The organism is Pseudomonas sp. 22490 (genome assembly GCF_052044465.1).
In the GTDB taxonomy this organism is placed as follows: Bacteria; Pseudomonadota; Gammaproteobacteria; order Pseudomonadales; family Pseudomonadaceae; genus Pseudomonas; species Pseudomonas aeruginosa.
Genome location: NZ_JBQENS010000014.1, coordinates 63,134 through 77,654, shown reverse-complemented (window position 1 = coordinate 77,654; position 14,521 = coordinate 63,134). Strand labels below are relative to the sequence as shown.

15 protein-coding genes are annotated in these 14,521 nt (G+C 66.4%); 8 read left to right on the top strand and 7 right to left on the bottom strand.

Translation table 11 applies throughout. The annotated features are described in order from the left end of the window. Positions 1–49: 49 nt before the first annotated feature. Positions 50–913 carry a YicC/YloC family endoribonuclease gene (locus ACTJJX_RS17205; RefSeq protein ID WP_003098315.1) on the bottom strand — a complete coding sequence of 288 codons (864 nt, stop codon included), beginning with the start codon at positions 911–913 and terminating at the stop codon, positions 50–52. A 180-nt stretch (positions 914–1,093) separates the two neighbouring features. On the opposite strand from ACTJJX_RS17205, the gene rph reads away from it, so the two are divergent. Then, positions 1,094–1,813 (top strand): ribonuclease PH, encoded by a 720-nt coding sequence (gene rph, locus ACTJJX_RS17200; RefSeq protein WP_003096595.1) that lies wholly within the window; start codon positions 1,094–1,096, stop codon positions 1,811–1,813. A 46-nt stretch (positions 1,814–1,859) separates the two neighbouring features. Next, entirely contained in the window at positions 1,860–2,231 is a 372-nt protein-coding gene (locus ACTJJX_RS17195) for a DUF4870 domain-containing protein (RefSeq protein ID WP_003096590.1), read from the top strand. 58 nt (positions 2,232–2,289) lie between these two features. On the opposite strand, the gene ACTJJX_RS17190 is transcribed toward ACTJJX_RS17195, so the two are convergent. Next, positions 2,290–3,069, bottom strand: coding sequence for an exodeoxyribonuclease III (locus tag ACTJJX_RS17190; RefSeq protein WP_003098313.1), 780 nt, complete (start codon positions 3,067–3,069; stop codon positions 2,290–2,292). 80 nt (positions 3,070–3,149) lie between these two features. On the opposite strand from ACTJJX_RS17190, the gene pyrE reads away from it, so the two are divergent. Beyond that, the gene (pyrE, locus tag ACTJJX_RS17185) at positions 3,150–3,791 is read left to right on the top strand and encodes an orotate phosphoribosyltransferase (protein ID WP_003096586.1); all 642 of its coding nucleotides are present in this window, start codon (positions 3,150–3,152) and stop codon (positions 3,789–3,791) included. 20 nt (positions 3,792–3,811) lie between these two features. After that, positions 3,812–4,429: a hypothetical protein gene (locus ACTJJX_RS17180; RefSeq protein WP_003161150.1), complete on the top strand. Its 618-nt coding sequence runs from the start codon at positions 3,812–3,814 to the stop codon at positions 4,427–4,429. Here the strand turns inward: ACTJJX_RS17180 and ACTJJX_RS17175 are convergent. Continuing rightward, positions 4,409–4,873: an acyl-CoA thioesterase gene (locus ACTJJX_RS17175; RefSeq protein WP_003098308.1), complete on the bottom strand. Its 465-nt coding sequence runs from the start codon at positions 4,871–4,873 to the stop codon at positions 4,409–4,411. The genes ACTJJX_RS17180 and ACTJJX_RS17175 overlap by 21 nt on opposite strands. A 173-nt stretch (positions 4,874–5,046) precedes the next feature. On the opposite strand from ACTJJX_RS17175, the gene ACTJJX_RS17170 reads away from it, so the two are divergent. The 3 genes from ACTJJX_RS17170 (at position 5,047) to ACTJJX_RS17160 (ending at position 8,133) form a co-directional block, all read left to right on the top strand. Continuing rightward, the gene (locus ACTJJX_RS17170; RefSeq protein WP_003098306.1) at positions 5,047–5,436 is read left to right on the top strand and encodes a c-type cytochrome; all 390 of its coding nucleotides are present in this window, start codon (positions 5,047–5,049) and stop codon (positions 5,434–5,436) included. A gap of 77 nt (positions 5,437–5,513) precedes the next feature. Then, complete coding sequence (locus ACTJJX_RS17165) at positions 5,514–6,842, top strand: D-arabinono-1,4-lactone oxidase (RefSeq protein ID WP_003098304.1); 1,329 nt, start codon at positions 5,514–5,516, stop codon at positions 6,840–6,842. A gap of 82 nt (positions 6,843–6,924) precedes the next feature. Beyond that, the gene (locus tag ACTJJX_RS17160; protein ID WP_003125846.1) at positions 6,925–8,133 is read left to right on the top strand and encodes a DSD1 family PLP-dependent enzyme; all 1,209 of its coding nucleotides are present in this window, start codon (positions 6,925–6,927) and stop codon (positions 8,131–8,133) included. 70 nt (positions 8,134–8,203) lie between these two features. On the opposite strand, the gene ACTJJX_RS17155 is transcribed toward ACTJJX_RS17160, so the two are convergent. Beyond that, on the bottom strand, positions 8,204–9,154 hold the full coding sequence (locus ACTJJX_RS17155; protein WP_003114361.1) for a SphA family protein: 951 nt from the start codon (positions 9,152–9,154) through the stop codon (positions 8,204–8,206). Between the two features lie 223 nt (positions 9,155–9,377). Here ACTJJX_RS17155 and sphR point away from each other — a divergent pair, with 223 nt between their 5' ends. Beyond that, positions 9,378–10,448, top strand: coding sequence for an AraC family transcriptional regulator SphR (sphR, locus tag ACTJJX_RS17150; RefSeq protein ID WP_003114360.1), 1,071 nt, complete (start codon positions 9,378–9,380; stop codon positions 10,446–10,448). Between the two features lie 45 nt (positions 10,449–10,493). On the opposite strand, the gene argB is transcribed toward sphR, so the two are convergent. From argB to dut, 3 genes are read right to left on the bottom strand one after another with little or no spacing between them, the layout of a single operon-like run. Then, positions 10,494–11,399 carry an acetylglutamate kinase gene (argB, locus tag ACTJJX_RS17145; protein WP_003096572.1) on the bottom strand — a complete coding sequence of 302 codons (906 nt, stop codon included), beginning with the start codon at positions 11,397–11,399 and terminating at the stop codon, positions 10,494–10,496. 16 nt (positions 11,400–11,415) lie between these two features. Further along, positions 11,416–14,022: a phosphomannomutase/phosphoglucomutase gene (locus tag ACTJJX_RS17140; protein ID WP_016852264.1), complete on the bottom strand. Its 2,607-nt coding sequence runs from the start codon at positions 14,020–14,022 to the stop codon at positions 11,416–11,418. 36 nt (positions 14,023–14,058) lie between these two features. Further along, a complete protein-coding gene (dut, locus tag ACTJJX_RS17135) occupies positions 14,059–14,514 on the bottom strand; it encodes a dUTP diphosphatase (protein ID WP_003098293.1) in 456 nt (151 codons plus the stop codon). Positions 14,515–14,521 lie beyond the last annotated feature (7 nt).

The window sequence follows — 14,521 nt, the reverse complement described above, 5'->3', positions numbered from 1 at the left end:
CTGGTGCTTCGTACGGGTTGGAAAGAGATCGGGCGGAGGCGCCCGCGGGTCATTCGATGTTCTGGACCTGCTCGCGCATCTGCTCGATCAGGACCTTGAGGTTGACCGCCGCCTGGGTCGAGCGCGGGTCGAACGCCTTGGAGCCTAGAGTGTTGGCTTCCCGGTTGAGTTCCTGCATCAGGAAGTCCAGGCGCCGACCGGCGGCGCCGCCGGCCTTGAGGACCCGGCGGACCTCGCCGACGTGGGTGGCGAGGCGGTCCAGCTCCTCGGCGACATCGCTCTTCTGCGCCAGCAGGACCAGTTCCTGCTCCAGGCGCTGCGGATCGAGTTCGGCCTTGAGTTCGGCGAAGCGGTCGAGGATCTTCTGCCGCTGGTTGGCCAGCATGGTCGGCACCAGTTCGCGCAGGTTGCCGACTTCCACCAGCATCGCGTCGAGCCGATCGTTGAGCAGCTTCGCCAGCTCCAGGCCTTCGCGCGAGCGGCCGGCCTTGAGTTGCTCCAGGGCCTGGCCGAAGGCTTCCAGGGCGGCGGCGTTGAGCGCCTGCGGATCGGCCGAGTCGGCCACCAGTACGCCGGGCCAGGCCAGCACGGCGAGCGGATCGAGCGGCGCCGGCTGGCGGATCAGGGCGGCTACGCCTTCGGCGGCGGCGACCAGTTGGCGGGCGCGCTCCTGGTCGACCTGCAGGCTCTTGCCGGCGGTTTCCTCGGCGAAGCGCAGGGTGCATTCCACCTTGCCACGCGACAGGCCCTGGCGCAGCGCCTCGCGCACCGCGCCTTCGAGGTCGCGGAAGGCGTCGGGCAGGCGCAGGTGGGGCTCCAGGTAACGGTGGTTGACCGAGCGCAGCTCCCAGCTCAGGGTGCCGTGGGTACCGGCCTGCTCGACGCGGGCGAAGGCGGTCATGCTGTGCACCATGGGTCTACCTCGATAGTCGTGTGGGGAGTGCGTTCGGCGCCAGACGCGCGCGGCTGCCGTGATTCGAGCCGGGCATTGTAACCCACGTCCGGCGGGGCCCGCACGCCGACGGTGGTTGAGAGCCCGGGCTGGCCTCTATAATGGCGGCCAATTCCGCTTTCTCAGTACAGGATATCCACGATGAATCGTCCCAGTGGCCGTGCCGCCGACCAGCTGCGCCCGATCCGCATCACCCGCCATTACACCAAGCACGCAGAAGGTTCGGTGCTGGTCGAGTTCGGCGATACCAAGGTGATCTGCACCGTCAGCGCGGAGTCTGGGGTGCCGCGCTTCCTCAAGGGCCAGGGCCAGGGTTGGCTGACCGCCGAGTACGGCATGCTGCCGCGCTCCACCGGCGAGCGTAACCAGCGCGAGGCCAGCCGCGGCAAGCAGGGCGGTCGTACCCTGGAGATCCAGCGCCTGATCGGCCGCTCCCTGCGAGCGGCGCTGGACCTCAGCAAGCTCGGCGAGAACACCCTGTACATCGACTGCGACGTGATCCAGGCCGACGGCGGCACCCGCACCGCCTCGATCACCGGCGCCACCGTGGCGCTGATCGACGCCCTGGCGGTGCTGAAGAAGCGTGGCGCGCTCAAGGGCAATCCGCTGAAGCAGATGGTCGCCGCCGTTTCCGTGGGCATCTACCAGGGCGTGCCGGTCCTCGACCTGGACTACCTTGAGGATTCCGCCGCGGAAACCGACCTGAACGTAGTGATGACCGATGCCGGCGGCTTCATCGAGGTGCAGGGAACCGCCGAAGGCGCGCCGTTCCGTCCCGCCGAGCTGAACGCCATGCTCGAACTGGCCCAGCAGGGCATGCAGGAGCTGTTCGAACTTCAGCGCGCCGCGCTGGCCGAATGAGCAGACGCCCGGCACTGCCTGCCGGGCCCCGGAGAAGGAGCGCTACATGAACGATGTATCCGAAGAGGTCGCCGCGACCCCCGGCCAGGAAGCCCGGCAATGGGCGATGTTCTGCCATTTCGCGGCGTTCATCGGCCTGGTGTTTCCCTTCGGCAGCCTGCTCGGGCCGCTGATCGTCTGGCAACTCAAGCGCGAGAGCGATCCGTTCGTCGACGCCCAGGGCAAGGAAGCGCTGAACTTCCAGATCACCGTGGCGCTGGCGATGTTCGTCAGCTTCCTGCTGATGCTGGTGGTGATCGGCTTCTTCCTGCTCGGCCTGGTCTGCCTGGCGGCGCTGGTGTTGACCATCATCGCCGGCATCAAGGCCAACGAAGGCAAGGCCTATCGCTATCCGTTCTGCCTGCGGCTGATCAAGTAGGCCGCACGGGAAATAGAAAAGCCGGCGCATGCGCCGGCTTTTTCGTGTCTGACAGGGCTCAGATGCTCAACTGCCAGTCGTAGTCGACGATCAGCGGCGCATGCTGGGAGAAGCGCGGCTGGCGCGGCAGCTTGGCGTTGCGCACGAAGCGGCGCAGGCCGGGGGTCAGCACCTGGTAGTCGAAGCGCCAGCCGAGGTTGAGCATCTCGGCCTGTTCGCTGTCCGGCCACCAACTGAACTGGTCGCCTTCGCGGCTGACTTCGCGCAGGGCGTCGGCATAGCCGAGGTTGCCGAACACTTCGTCCAGCCAGGCCCGTTCGGGCGCGAGGAAGCCCGGCATCTGCTGACATTCGCGCCAGTTCTTCACATCCATCTTCTGATGGGCGACGTACAGCGAGCCGCAGTAGATGTATTCGCGGCGCTTGCGACGCTGCTTGCTCAAGTAATGGGTGAAGTCGTCCATGAACTTGAATTTCTGGTTCAAGCTCTCGTCTCCGCTCTGCCCGGAAGGCAGCAGCAGGGTGGCGATACTCACCTTGTCGAAGTCGGCTTGCAGGTAGCGCCCGTAACGATCGGCCGTTTCGAAACCTAAGCCGCTGATCACAGCTTTGGGCTGCAAACGGCTGTAGAGTGCGACACCGCCCTGTTCGGGTAGCTCGGCATCGCAGGCATAAAGGAAGTAGCCGTCCAGTTGGAAGGACGGGTCATCCAGATCGAAGGCGGAGGCTCGGGTGTCCTGCAAGCAGATCACGTCGGCATTCTGTGCTTGCAGCCAACTGAGCAAACCGCGCTCGGCCGCAGCCTGAATACCATTCACGTTCACACTGATGATCCGCATAAATGGCCCCCAAAATCACGTGCGTGTATGATACCCGAGCTCAAACGGTTTAGCTAAATTCATGCGGCTTGGTGTCATTCATGCAGGCGTATCAGCGCGATTTCATTCGTTTCGCCATCGAGCGCGGGGTTCTGCGCTTCGGTGAGTTCACCCTCAAGTCCGGGCGCACCAGCCCCTATTTCTTCAATGCCGGCCTGTTCGACAGCGGCCTGGCGCTGGCCCGCCTGGGACGCTTCTACGCCGAGGCGGTGATCGACAGCGGAATCGACTTCGACGTCCTGTTCGGCCCGGCCTACAAGGGCATTCCCCTGGCCGCCACCACCGCGGTGGCCCTCGCCGAGCAGCACCAACGCGACCTGCCCTGGTGCTTCAACCGCAAGGAAGCCAAGGACCACGGCGAAGGCGGCACGCTGGTCGGCGCGCCGCTGAGCGGCCGGGTGCTGATCATCGACGACGTGATCACCGCCGGCACCGCGATCCGCGAAGTGATGCAGATCATCGACGCCCAGGGCGCCAGGGCCGCGGGCGTGCTGATCGCGCTGAACCGCCAGGAGCGCGGCAAGGGCGAGCTGTCGGCGATCCAGGAGGTCGAGCGCGACTTCGGCATGCCGGTGGTGAGCATCGTTTCCCTGGAGCAGGTGCTGGAATATCTTGCCGAAGATGCTGAACTGAAGAAGCATCTGCCGGCGGTAGAGGCCTATCGCGCCCAATACGGTATCTGAACCTTTCACAAGGGACTGGCATGGTCGGACAGGATGTAATGCGTTGCCTGATGGCCCTGGGGCTGGTGCTCCAGGGGCTTTCCTTCGGCGCCCAGGCGGCGCCGGGCGGAGCGGTGGAGCTGTACCGCTACGTCAACGACAAGGGCGTGGTGGTGCTCGACCGCCAGGGTGTGCCGCCGCAGTACATCGGCAAGGGCTACCAGGTCCTCAACGACCAGGGCCGGGTTATCCGCACCGTACCGCCGGCGCCGACCGCCGAGGAACTGCGGCAGCGCAAGGCGGCCCAAGCCCAGGCCAGCTCCGATGCGCAGCTGCTGCGCCTGTATTCCAGCCTCGAGGACGTCGACCGCGCTCGCGAACGGCGCCTGGCGGAACTGGACGGGCTGAGCAGCGTGGCGCGCGGCAACCTGCAGTCGCTCAAGCTGCAACAGGCCAACCTGCAAGGCCAGGCGGCCAACCAGGAGCGTGCCGGACGTCCGGTGGCGCAGGCGCTGGTGGACCAGTTGGACGATCTCAAGCAGGAGGAAAAGCGCCTGCAGGGCGAGATCGGGCGTTTCCAGAAGGCCCGCGAAGACGCGGAAAGAACCTATGCCGCCGACCGCGCGCGGCTCTCCCAGCTACTCGGCGTGAGTCCCTGATTCCACTGGCGACTGTCGCTCGAACGCCCTGATCTTCTCGCGCAGCCAGTCCGGCAGGGGCTGGCTCTGTCGCTCGTTCGCATCCGCATAGACGTAGACCAGCTCGCCGACGGTGAGCAACTGCTCGTCGCGCCAGATGCCCAGCTCGAAAACCAGGCTGCTGCGCCCCAGCCGCGCCACGCGGGTGCCGATGTCCAGCCAGTCGTCGAAATGCGCCGGGGCGCGGTATTCCAGGGTGCTCTTCACCGCGAACAGATCGCCTCCGCCGCGCAGCAGGTCGGCCGGGTAGGACATGCCGAGCTGGCGGTAGTACTCGGTGGTGGCGACGTCGAGATAGGTCAGATAGTTGCCGTTGAAGACGATGCCCTGCGGATCGACCTCCGCCCAGCGAACCCGCAGGGAATGGAAGAAGGTGTAGTTCTGGCGCTGTGCTGCGCTGCTCATGCCGGCTCCTCGACGCTGCTGCAGACATCGACTCTAGACCGCCATCGCGCGGTGCGAAAGGGCTGGCCGCAGAACCCCCCGTCGCTGGCCCGCATTGCCCTCATCCTCGGGGCGTCGCGGCCTTAGTGTTGTTCGACGAGAACGCACGCCGTGCGCAACGAGAGAGGAACACCATGTCGTCCACGCTCCGCCCCGGACCGGGCAACTCGCGCCTTTGCCGCCCGGGGTTGCTGCTTGCCCTGGGCCTGATGCTGGTGGCCTGCGGAGAATCCACGGAGCCGCCGGCGCGGGCCGCCGATTCCCAGCGTGTCCCTGCGGACCCTGCGTTGGCGCAGGTGTATTCCGCCAGTTGCAAGCTCTGTCACGCCAATCCCGCCTCCGGCGCGCCGCTGACCGGCGATGCCGCTGCCTGGGCGCCACGCCTGGCGCAGGGCATCGACACCCTGCTGGACCACAGCATCAACGGGTACAAGGGCATGCCACCCATGGGCATGTGCATGCAGTGCTCGGAAGAACAGTTCCGGGCTTTGATCGATTTCATGTCCGCAGCGCAGGACCGATAGGGGATACCGGCATGCCAAGTCATCTGTCGCGACGCCAGCTCCTGCAACGGGCGGGAGCGCTCGGTGCGTTCGCCGCCATGGTGGGAAACCCCGCGCTGGCGGAGTTGCTCCGCGCACCGCGCCTGATTCCCTGGCGCAACTGGTCCGGCGCGCAAAGCTGCCTGCCCCTGGCGCGGGAGGCACCGAAAGACCTCGACGAACTGGTCCGGATCATCCGCCAGGCGTCCGGCAGGATCCGCCCGGTGGGCTCCGGGCATTCGTTCAGCGCGTTGGTCCCGACCGACGGCACCCTGCTCTCGCTCGCCTACTTCAGCGGCTTGCTCAGCCACGACAGCGCGACCCTCCAGGCCGAGTTCGGCGGCGGTACGCCGATGTCGCAGATGGGCGCTCCGCTCAAGGAGATCGGCCAGGCGCTGGTGAACATGGCCGATATCGATTACCAGACCCTGGCCGGCGCCATCGCTACTTCCACCCATGGCACCGGGGTCGGCTTCGGTTCCTATTCCGCCCAGGTTCGCGGTTTGCAACTGGTCACCGCGAGCGGCGAGGTGCTCGAGTGCGACGCCAAGCGCAACGTGGAGGTGTTCGATGCCGCGCGGGTCTCGCTGGGGGCGCTGGGCGTCGTGACCCGGGTGCGCCTGCAGAACCGCGCGGCCTACCGCCTGCGTGAACGGCAGTGGATCGCCCGGACCGAGGAGTTGCTGGAGGACGTGGAGAAGAACACGCGCGAGAACCAGCACTGGGAGATGCTGGTGGTGACCCACTCCGACTACGCCCTGTCGATCGCCCTTAACGAGACCGACGAGCCGAAGACCCCGCCCCTGGACCCGGCGAAGGAAGGCGGCAACGAGTTCGTCGGCCTGATCGAAGGTCTCGACAAGTATCTCAGCGACTTCCCGGAGACCCGCCGCACCCTGCTCAACAGCCTGCGCCATTTCGCCCGCTTCGACGAGCGGGTCGACGATTCCTATGCGGTCTACGCCAACGTGCGCAACGTGCGCTTCAACGAGATGGAGTATTCGGTCCCCGCCGAGCATGGCCCCGCCTGCCTGCGGGAAATCCTCGCGCTGATCCGCGACAAGGACCTGCGCACCTGGTTTCCCATCGAGTATCGCTACGTGAAGGCCGACGACATTCCCCTGAGCATGTTCGAGGGCCGCGACAGTTGTTCCATTTCCGTGCATCAGCACTACAGCATGGACCACCACAACTTCTTCGCCGCGGTGGAACCGATCTTCTGGAAATACGCCGGGCGTCCGCACTGGGGCAAGCTGCATGGCCTCAACGCGCACCAGTTGCAGGGGCTCTATCCGCGCTGGAAGGCGTTCGCCGAGGTGCGCCAGGCGCTGGATCCCCGCGGGCGGTTCCTCAATGCGCACCTCTCTTCCATCCTGGGCGTGACCTGAAAGGAGCGACGCCGTGAATCGACGCAAGTTCATGTTCGCCGGCCTCGGGGCCGGCGCGCTGCTGGCGGGAACTGCCGCCTGGATGCGTCCCGCCGACCGTGGCGGGCCGTACGACGACTATTTCCGCGCGCTGAACCGCGAACTCAAGGCCAATGGCCCGATGTGCCCGGTGCTGCTCATCGACCTCGATCGCCTGGACCACAACATCGATGTGGTGATGCGTTCGGTCCGCCGCGGCGGCAAGCATCTGCGGCTGGTGGAGAAGTCGCTGCCCTCGCCCGGCCTGCTGGCGTACATCGCCAGGCGCGCCGGCACCCGGCGGCTGATGTCCTTCCACCAACCGTTCCTCAACCACGACGCGGTCGCTTTTGCGGATGCCGACATCCTCCTCGGCAAGCCGTTGCCGGTGCGTTCGGCGGAACTGTTCTACCGCGAGCACAAGGGCGCGTTCGACCCGGCGCGGCAGCTGCAATGGCTGATCGATACGCCGCAGCGCTTGCGTCAGTACCTGGCGCTGGCCCAGGGGCTGGGGACCCGGATGCGCGTCAACATCGAACTGGACGTCGGCCTGCATCGCGGCGGGGTGGCCGACCAGGCCGCGCTGGGTGAATTGCTGGCGCTGATCGCGGCGCATCCGCAGCACCTGGAGTTCGCCGGCTTCATGGGCTACGACCCCTTCGTCGGAATGGGTGTGCCGGGCATCCTCGGTTCGCCCGAAGAGCTGTTCGCCAAGGTCATGGCGCTCTACCAGGGACATGTCGACTTCGCCCGCCAGCGCTTCGCCGCGCTGTGGACGCCACAGCTGACCTTGAATACCGCCGGCAGCCCCAGCTATCGCATGCACGAGAAGGAAACGCTGAGCAGCGAGGTCTCGGTGGGCACCGCCATGCTCAAGCCGAGCCACTACGACCTGGCGTCCCTGGCCGAGCATGTGCCGGCCGTCTACATCGCCACGCCGGTACTCAAGAGCACCGGCGCGGTGCAGATCCCGGCGCTGGACGGCAAGTCGCGGCTGTTTTCCTGGTGGGACCCCAACCAGCGCGGCACCTTCTTCATCTACGGCGGCAACTGGATGGCCGACTTCGCCTCGCCCGAGGGACTGCGCAGCAACGGCATCTACGGGCGCAGCTCGAACCAGGAAATGGTCAACGGCTCGCCTTCGGTGGGCCTGGAGGTGGACGACCAGGTCTTCCTGCGGCCGACCCAGAGCGAGTCGGTGCTGCTGCAATTCGGCGACCTGCTGGCGCTGCGCGGCGGGCGGATCGTCGAGCGCTGGCCGGTTTACGCCTAGGACGCCTGGCGCTTTTCCTCGTCGATGGCGGCAGCCCGCGGATACCGGGCTGCCGCTTCGTTCCGATGCCTCAGAGTTCGAACGGAATGGTCAGCTTGGCCCAGAGCATGTCGCCCTCGGGGCGGTTCTCCACGTCGAATTCCTTGGCCCAGCGGATCTCCGCGCTGGCGTACTTGAGGAAGGTCAGGTGCACGGCCGGGCCGATGGCGAAGACCTGGCCGCGTACGCCATCGTCGACTTCCTCGCCGAAACCGAACACCCGTACGGTCTCGCCGTTCTGTTTGTCGTCGGTGGTCTGCTTGAGGTAGTAGCCGTTCAGGCCGAGGCGCAGGTTGTCGGTCACCCGATAGCTGGCGGAATAGTCGAAATGGAAGATCTGCCCCGAGCGATAGTCGGTGTCGTGGTTTTCCATGTTGAAGCTGTAGGTGGCCTTCAGCGACAGCTCGGTGCGTTCGGTGGGCAGCCAGGTGAAGGAGAACAGCGGCTTGTAGGTGTAGAAGTTGTTGCTGGTGTTGGCCAGCCGCTCGGCATCGTACTTGCCGGTGGGCACGGTGACCTCCACGGCGGCGGCCAGGGTCAGGTCCTTGCCCATGTCCCAGAGGATGATTGGCGCGAAGGTGGTGTCGCCCATGCTTTCCCGTTCGTCGCTCAGGCCGAACGCGGCCACCCGTTGGCGGAGATAGGGCTGGGCGATGTAGCCGCCCAGGCGCCCGCCGAAGATCCGCAGCGGGCTCAGGTAGTCCAGGCGAGGGATGATCGCATCCGAGCTGATCTTCACGTCGGACACCTTGCCGCCGAAGGAGCTGATGTTCAGCTTCCTGGCTTCGTAGTGGTTGTAGTAGACGTTGAAGGCGAACATGTGGTCCGGGAGGTTGTCGACGTCCAATGGCAGGGTGAAGAAACCGTCGGTTCCTGGACCAATGTTGTCCACGCCGCCTTCGCTGGCGTGGGTGCAGCAGCTGACGGCGAGGGTGACGCAGGCGGCCAGGCGCAGGGGCCTGTGGGGGCGGATCGGGTTCATGGGCGGGCTCTTATTATTGTTGGCGTGGCTCGGGGCACGGCATAGGAATAAGCCCTAACGGCAGGCCGAGGCAGGGCATTGACGGTCAGCGAGGGGGGATTTGCGGACACTGCGCAATGCTTTGTTACATCTGTGCGGAACGCTATATGATGGGACGCTCATCCCATGTCGCGATCCACCGCCAGAACAAGAACGAAGCCGAGACCGGCTCAGGATTTCGCCCATGCACAACAATGCCGCCGATGCGCGCTACGAACTCGCCCAGGTATCCACCTTCCTGCTGCAGACGCTGGCCGAGGTGGTCGAAGGCCATGGTGTCGATCCCGCGCGGTTGTGCCGGGGCCTGGGCTTCACCGTCGAAGACCTGCAGGACCCTACCCAGCGCATCTCCTACCGCCAGGCCGTGAGCATGATCCAGCGTGCCCTCCAGGCCCTGCCGGAGCGGGGACTGGGGCTGTGGGTCGGACACCAGAACGTGCTCGGCACCCTTGGCCTGCTGGGCCATGTGCTGTCGCTGTGCCGGACCCTGCGCGACGCGTTCGACATCGGCGTGCGCTACCAGCACAGCTCGGGCGGTATCGTCACCTCCAGCGTCTACCAGCAGGGCGACACCTTCTTCGTCGAGGTTGAATGCCACCTGCCCAGCAGCGAGGTGCAGGTGTTCGCCATCGAGGAGTTCTTCGCCAGCCTGCTGGTGTATGGGCGTGCCCTGGTCAGCCCGGCGTTCGAACCGCTGGGCATCGAACTCATCCATGCCGCTCCGCCCTACGCGGGCGAATACCTGCGCCTGCTGGGCCCCCAGGTACGCTTCGGCTGCCTGCACAACCGCATGGCGATCGCCAGCCACTGGCTGGACATGCGCCTGCCCAACCACAACCTGCCGGCGTTGCGCCAGGCGCTGGCCCTGCTGGAGCAGGAAAGCACCCAGGTGCACCGGAAACTCGACTTGGTCCAGGCGGTGGAACGGGCCATCGCCCGCGACCTAAGCCTGGGCAGCCAGATCGAAAGGATTTCCGCCGAACTGAACATGAGCAGCCGCACCCTGCGGCGCCGGCTGGCCGAACACGGGCTGACCTTCGAGGCGTTGCTGGAGCAGGTGCGGCGAGGGCGGGCGATGAGCCTGCTGGGCAACCCCGGGATGTCCATCGAACGTATCACCGAGGAAGTGGGATATCGTGATATCCGCAGTTTCAGGCGCGCGTTCAAGCGCTGGACGGGAGTGAGCCCGGCGACCTTCCGTAGCGAGGGCACGAGCCCGTTGGACCAGGTCTTCACGCTGGCCGCGCGACGCTAATGGAGGAACCGCCATGGCGCGCCGGAGCGCGCCGTGGCGGGCGGATCAGTGACGCTTGCGGTTGCTGATCAGGGTGCCGACGCCGCTGTCGGTGAAGATTTCCAGCAGCACGGCATTCGGTACCCGGCCATCGATGATGTGCGCGCTGGTCACGCCGCCCTGCACCGCTTCCAGGGCGCAGCGGATCTTCGGCAGCATGCCGCCGTAGATGGTGCCGTCGGCGATCAGCTCGTTGACCTGTTCGGTGGACAGCCCGGTCAGCACCTGGCCCTGCTTGTCCATCAGGCCGGCGATGTTGGTCAGCAGCATCAGTTTCTCGGCCTTCAGCGCTTCCGCCACCTTGCCGGCCACCAGGTCGGCGTTGATGTTGTAGGACTCGCCGTTGCTGCCCACGCCGATCGGCGCGATCACCGGAATGAAGTCGCCCTTGACCAGCATGTTCAGCAGCCCGACGTTGACCCCGGTGACTTCGCCCACGTGGCCGATGTCGATGATCTCCGGCTTGGTCATCTCCGGGGTCTGGCGGGTCACGGTGAGCTTCTTCGCGCGGATCAGCTCGGCGTCCTTGCCGGTCAGGCCGATGGCGCTGCCGCCGTGGCGGTTGATCAGGTTGACGATGTCCTTGTTCACCTGGCCGCCGAGGACCATCTCCACCACGTCCATGGTCGCCGCGTCGGTGACGCGCATGCCGTCGATGAAGTGGCTCTCGATCGACAGGCGCTTGAGCAGGTCTCCGATCTGCGGGCCGCCGCCATGCACCACCACCGGGTTGATGCCGACCGCTTTCATCAGCACCACGTCGCGGGCGAAGCCGGCCTTCAGCTCCTCGCTCTCCATGGCGTTGCCGCCGTACTTGATCACCAGCGTCTTGCCGACGAAGCGGCGAATGTAGGGCAGGGCCTCGGAAAGGACCTTGGCAACCTGGGCGGCGTCATCGCGACTCAGGGTCATGGGGAGCTCCGACATGTCAGAAGGGCACGGGCAGCGAGGAATCCACTGCCTTCAGTTGGTTACGGAAGACGGTCTTGATGCGCTCCAGCTCTTCCTCGGTGTCCGCTTCGAAGCGCAGGACCAGCACGGGAGTGGTGTTGGAGGCGCGTACCAGGCCCCAGCCTTTGGGGTAGTCGACCCGCACGCCGTCGAGGGTGGTGATGTTGCCTTCGCCCCATTGGGCGTCGCGTTGCAGCGCCTCGATGATGGCGAACTTGCTGTCCTCGGTGACGGTGATGTTGATTTCCGGGGTGGAAATGTCGCTCGGGAAGGCCGAGAACACGTGCTCGCTGTCACGCTGATCCTGGCTGAGGATTTCCAGCAGGCGGGCGGCGCTGTAGATGCCATCGTCGAAGCCGAACCAGCGCTCCTTGAAGAACACGTGGCCGCTCATCTCGCCAGCCAGCAGGGCGCCGGTTTCCTTCATCTTCTTCTTGATCAGCGAGTGGCCGGTCTTCCACATCACCGGACGGCCGCCGTAGCCGCTGATCAGGGCGATCAGACGGCGGGTGCACTTGACGTCGAAGATGATGTCGGCCCCCGGGTTGCGCGAGACCACGTCCTTGGCGAACAGCATCAGCAGACGGTCCGGATAGATGATGGTACCGGTATTGGTGACCACGCCGACGCGATCGCCGTCGCCGTCGAAGGCCAGGCCCAGGTCGGCGTTCTCGGCCTTGACCTTGGCGATCAGGTCCTTCAGGTTCTCCGGCTTGCCCGGGTCCGGATGGTGGTTCGGGAAGTTGCCGTCGACCTCGCAGTACAGCGGGATCACGCTGCAGCCCAGGGCCTCGATCAACTGCGGGGCGATCACCCCGGCCACGCCGTTGCCGCAGTCGACCACCACCTTCATCGGCTTGGCCATGGCGATGTCGTCGCGGATCTGCTTGAAGTAGCGCGGCAGGATGTCGACCTGCTCTACGCTGCCGACGCCGGATGCCAGGTCGTTTTTCTCGATGCGCTCGCGCAGGGCCTGGATCTGCTCGTTGGCCAGGGTCTCGCCGGCGACCACGATCTTGAAGCCGTTGTAGTCCGGCGGGTTGTGGCTGCCGGTCAGCATCACCCCGGACTTGCCCTCGAGCACGTTGGCCGCGTAGTACAGCACCGGGGTAGGCACCATGCCCACGTCGCTGACCTGGCAACCGCAGTCCACCAGGCCCTGGATCAGCTGCTTGACCAGCTCGGGACCGGACAGGCGGCCATCGCGGCCGACAGCGACGCACGGTTCGCCGCGGGCGAGGCTTTCCGAGCCGATGGCGCGACCGATCCAGTAGGCGGTCTCGGCGGTGAGGGTATCGCCTACCACGCCACGGATGTCGTAGGCGCGGAAGATGCTGGCGGGCAGCGTCGGTGCTTTTGCAGTGCTCATGATGGGGGTTTGCTCCAATCCCAGGAGGTCCTGGTCTTCATCGAGAATGTCGATATCCAGAATGTCGGTGTTCTGGAACAACGGATCTGCCAATGCCGGCTCCTCGCGAGGAGGCGCTTTCGCCACCGCCACCGGCGCCACCGGCGCTGCCTTGGCAGGGCTGGGCACGCTGGTCGGCTCCGGCTTGCGCCGCGGCTGGCGGGCCAATGCCTGGATCAGCGGGGCGAAGCCCGGCAGGCTAGGCACAGGGGGTTTGGCAGTGCGTTGCCCGCCGAGTTCCTGAAGATACTGACCGAGGGTCAGGACATCCTGATGCAGGCGGCGCAACAGCGACGAACGGGTGAGGTAGGTGCCGAGGATGCCGCCGAGCAGCGCCAGCAGCGCCGCGAGTGCCAGCAGCAGCGGCGAGGCCTGGGTCGAAGCGACGCTGCCGGGCGTGTAGTTCAGTTTCCAGTTCGGATTGCCGCTGTCCAGCGCTTGCGCACCCTTGCCCGGCGCCGGCGTACCGCGTTGCAGCAGCACCTGGGCCGGTGCGCCGGAGAACTGCTGGACCAGTTGTACCTGGCCGGCATCGCCCGGCAAGGGCGGCAGGGCGCGCAGCAGCCGTTGCAGGTCGACCGCCAGCAGCAGCGTGCCTTGCAGGCTCTGGTCGGCGCCGCGCACCGGCGCGGCGCTGTACAGCAGCCAGCGCTGGCCGACCTTGTAGGCTTCGGCGGCGACGTTCTGGCCACTTTCCACCCGGTGCAGGATATCCAGGGCGGCGAAGCTGACCGGGCCGGGGCTGTCGTTGTCCTGGGCGGCCTGGCCGGGCGCGTTCAGGTGGGCATCGACCACGCCGTCCCAGGCCAGCAGGCTGCGCTGGGCGGCCTCGATGCGGGTGGCGTCGCCGCTTTGCAGGGCTTCGAGGGCGAGGGGGCTGGCCGCGGCGGCGCGGGTGTCGGCGGCGAGTTGCTGCAAGGCCTGGCGCAAGGCGCCGGCCTGGCCTTCGGCCCAGGCCGCGTCCAACTGGCGCTGCTGCGCCTCACCGGCGCCGCCGAAGACGCCGAACCAGAGCAGGGCGCCGGCGGCCGCCACGCCCAGCAGGCTGGCGCCTATGCCGGGCAGCAGGTCCTTGCCGTCAGCGCGTTCGGACGCTGCCTTGAGCGGCTTCTTTTCCGGTTCGAGCAGGTCGCCCAACTCGTTCCCATCCTTGGCGGTGCGCTGGAAAAGCTTCATGCCGCGTCTCCTCGGCGTCTTGTCCTGTGTTCGGGGTCAGTGGCTGCCGGAATGGCCGAAGCCGCCGGCGCCGCGCTGGCTTTCGTCGAACGCCTCGACCAGCTCGAAATGCGCCTGCACCACCGGCACCAGTACCAACTGCGCGATGCGCTCGCCGACGGCGATGGTGAACGGCGACTCGCCGCGGTTCCAGCACGACACCATCAGCTCGCCCTGGTAGTCCGAGTCGATCAGGCCGACCAGGTTGCCCAGCACGATGCCGTGCTTGTGGCCCAGGCCGGAGCGCGGCAGGACCAGGGCGGCGAGGCCGGGATCGGCGATGTAGATGGACAGGCCGGTGGGAATCAGCAGGGTCTGGCCCGGGCCGAGGACGCTGTCCTCCTTGAGCATGGCGCGCAGGTCCAGGCCGGCCGAGCCCGGCGTGGCGTACTGCGGGAGCGGGAAGTCGGAGCCCAGGCGGGGGTCGAGGATCTTGGCTTGGAGAGAGTGCATCAGTAAC

What these genes read in the sequence shown, in the direction of transcription:
- ACTJJX_RS17205 (WP_003098315.1), bottom strand. Translation starts at nt 913, where the DNA reads ATGGTGCACAGCATGACCGCCTTCGCCCGCGTCGAGCAGGCCGGTACC.
- rph (WP_003096595.1), top strand. Translation starts at nt 1,094, where the DNA reads ATGAATCGTCCCAGTGGCCGTGCCGCCGACCAGCTGCGCCCGATCCGC.
- ACTJJX_RS17195 (WP_003096590.1), top strand. Translation starts at nt 1,860, where the DNA reads ATGAACGATGTATCCGAAGAGGTCGCCGCGACCCCCGGCCAGGAAGCC.
- ACTJJX_RS17190 (WP_003098313.1), bottom strand. Translation starts at nt 3,069, where the DNA reads ATGCGGATCATCAGTGTGAACGTGAATGGTATTCAGGCTGCGGCCGAG.
- pyrE (WP_003096586.1), top strand. Translation starts at nt 3,150, where the DNA reads ATGCAGGCGTATCAGCGCGATTTCATTCGTTTCGCCATCGAGCGCGGG.
- ACTJJX_RS17180 (WP_003161150.1), top strand. Translation starts at nt 3,812, where the DNA reads ATGGTCGGACAGGATGTAATGCGTTGCCTGATGGCCCTGGGGCTGGTG.
- ACTJJX_RS17175 (WP_003098308.1), bottom strand. Translation starts at nt 4,873, where the DNA reads ATGAGCAGCGCAGCACAGCGCCAGAACTACACCTTCTTCCATTCCCTG.
- ACTJJX_RS17170 (WP_003098306.1), top strand. Translation starts at nt 5,047, where the DNA reads ATGTCGTCCACGCTCCGCCCCGGACCGGGCAACTCGCGCCTTTGCCGC.
- ACTJJX_RS17165 (WP_003098304.1), top strand. Translation starts at nt 5,514, where the DNA reads ATGGTGGGAAACCCCGCGCTGGCGGAGTTGCTCCGCGCACCGCGCCTG.
- ACTJJX_RS17160 (WP_003125846.1), top strand. Translation starts at nt 6,925, where the DNA reads ATGCGTCCCGCCGACCGTGGCGGGCCGTACGACGACTATTTCCGCGCG.
- ACTJJX_RS17155 (WP_003114361.1), bottom strand. Translation starts at nt 9,154, where the DNA reads ATGAACCCGATCCGCCCCCACAGGCCCCTGCGCCTGGCCGCCTGCGTC.
- sphR (WP_003114360.1), top strand. Translation starts at nt 9,378, where the DNA reads ATGCACAACAATGCCGCCGATGCGCGCTACGAACTCGCCCAGGTATCC.
- argB (WP_003096572.1), bottom strand. Translation starts at nt 11,399, where the DNA reads ATGACCCTGAGTCGCGATGACGCCGCCCAGGTTGCCAAGGTCCTTTCC.
- ACTJJX_RS17140 (WP_016852264.1), bottom strand. Translation starts at nt 14,022, where the DNA reads ATGAAGCTTTTCCAGCGCACCGCCAAGGATGGGAACGAGTTGGGCGAC.
- dut (WP_003098293.1), bottom strand. Translation starts at nt 14,514, where the DNA reads ATGCACTCTCTCCAAGCCAAGATCCTCGACCCCCGCCTGGGCTCCGAC.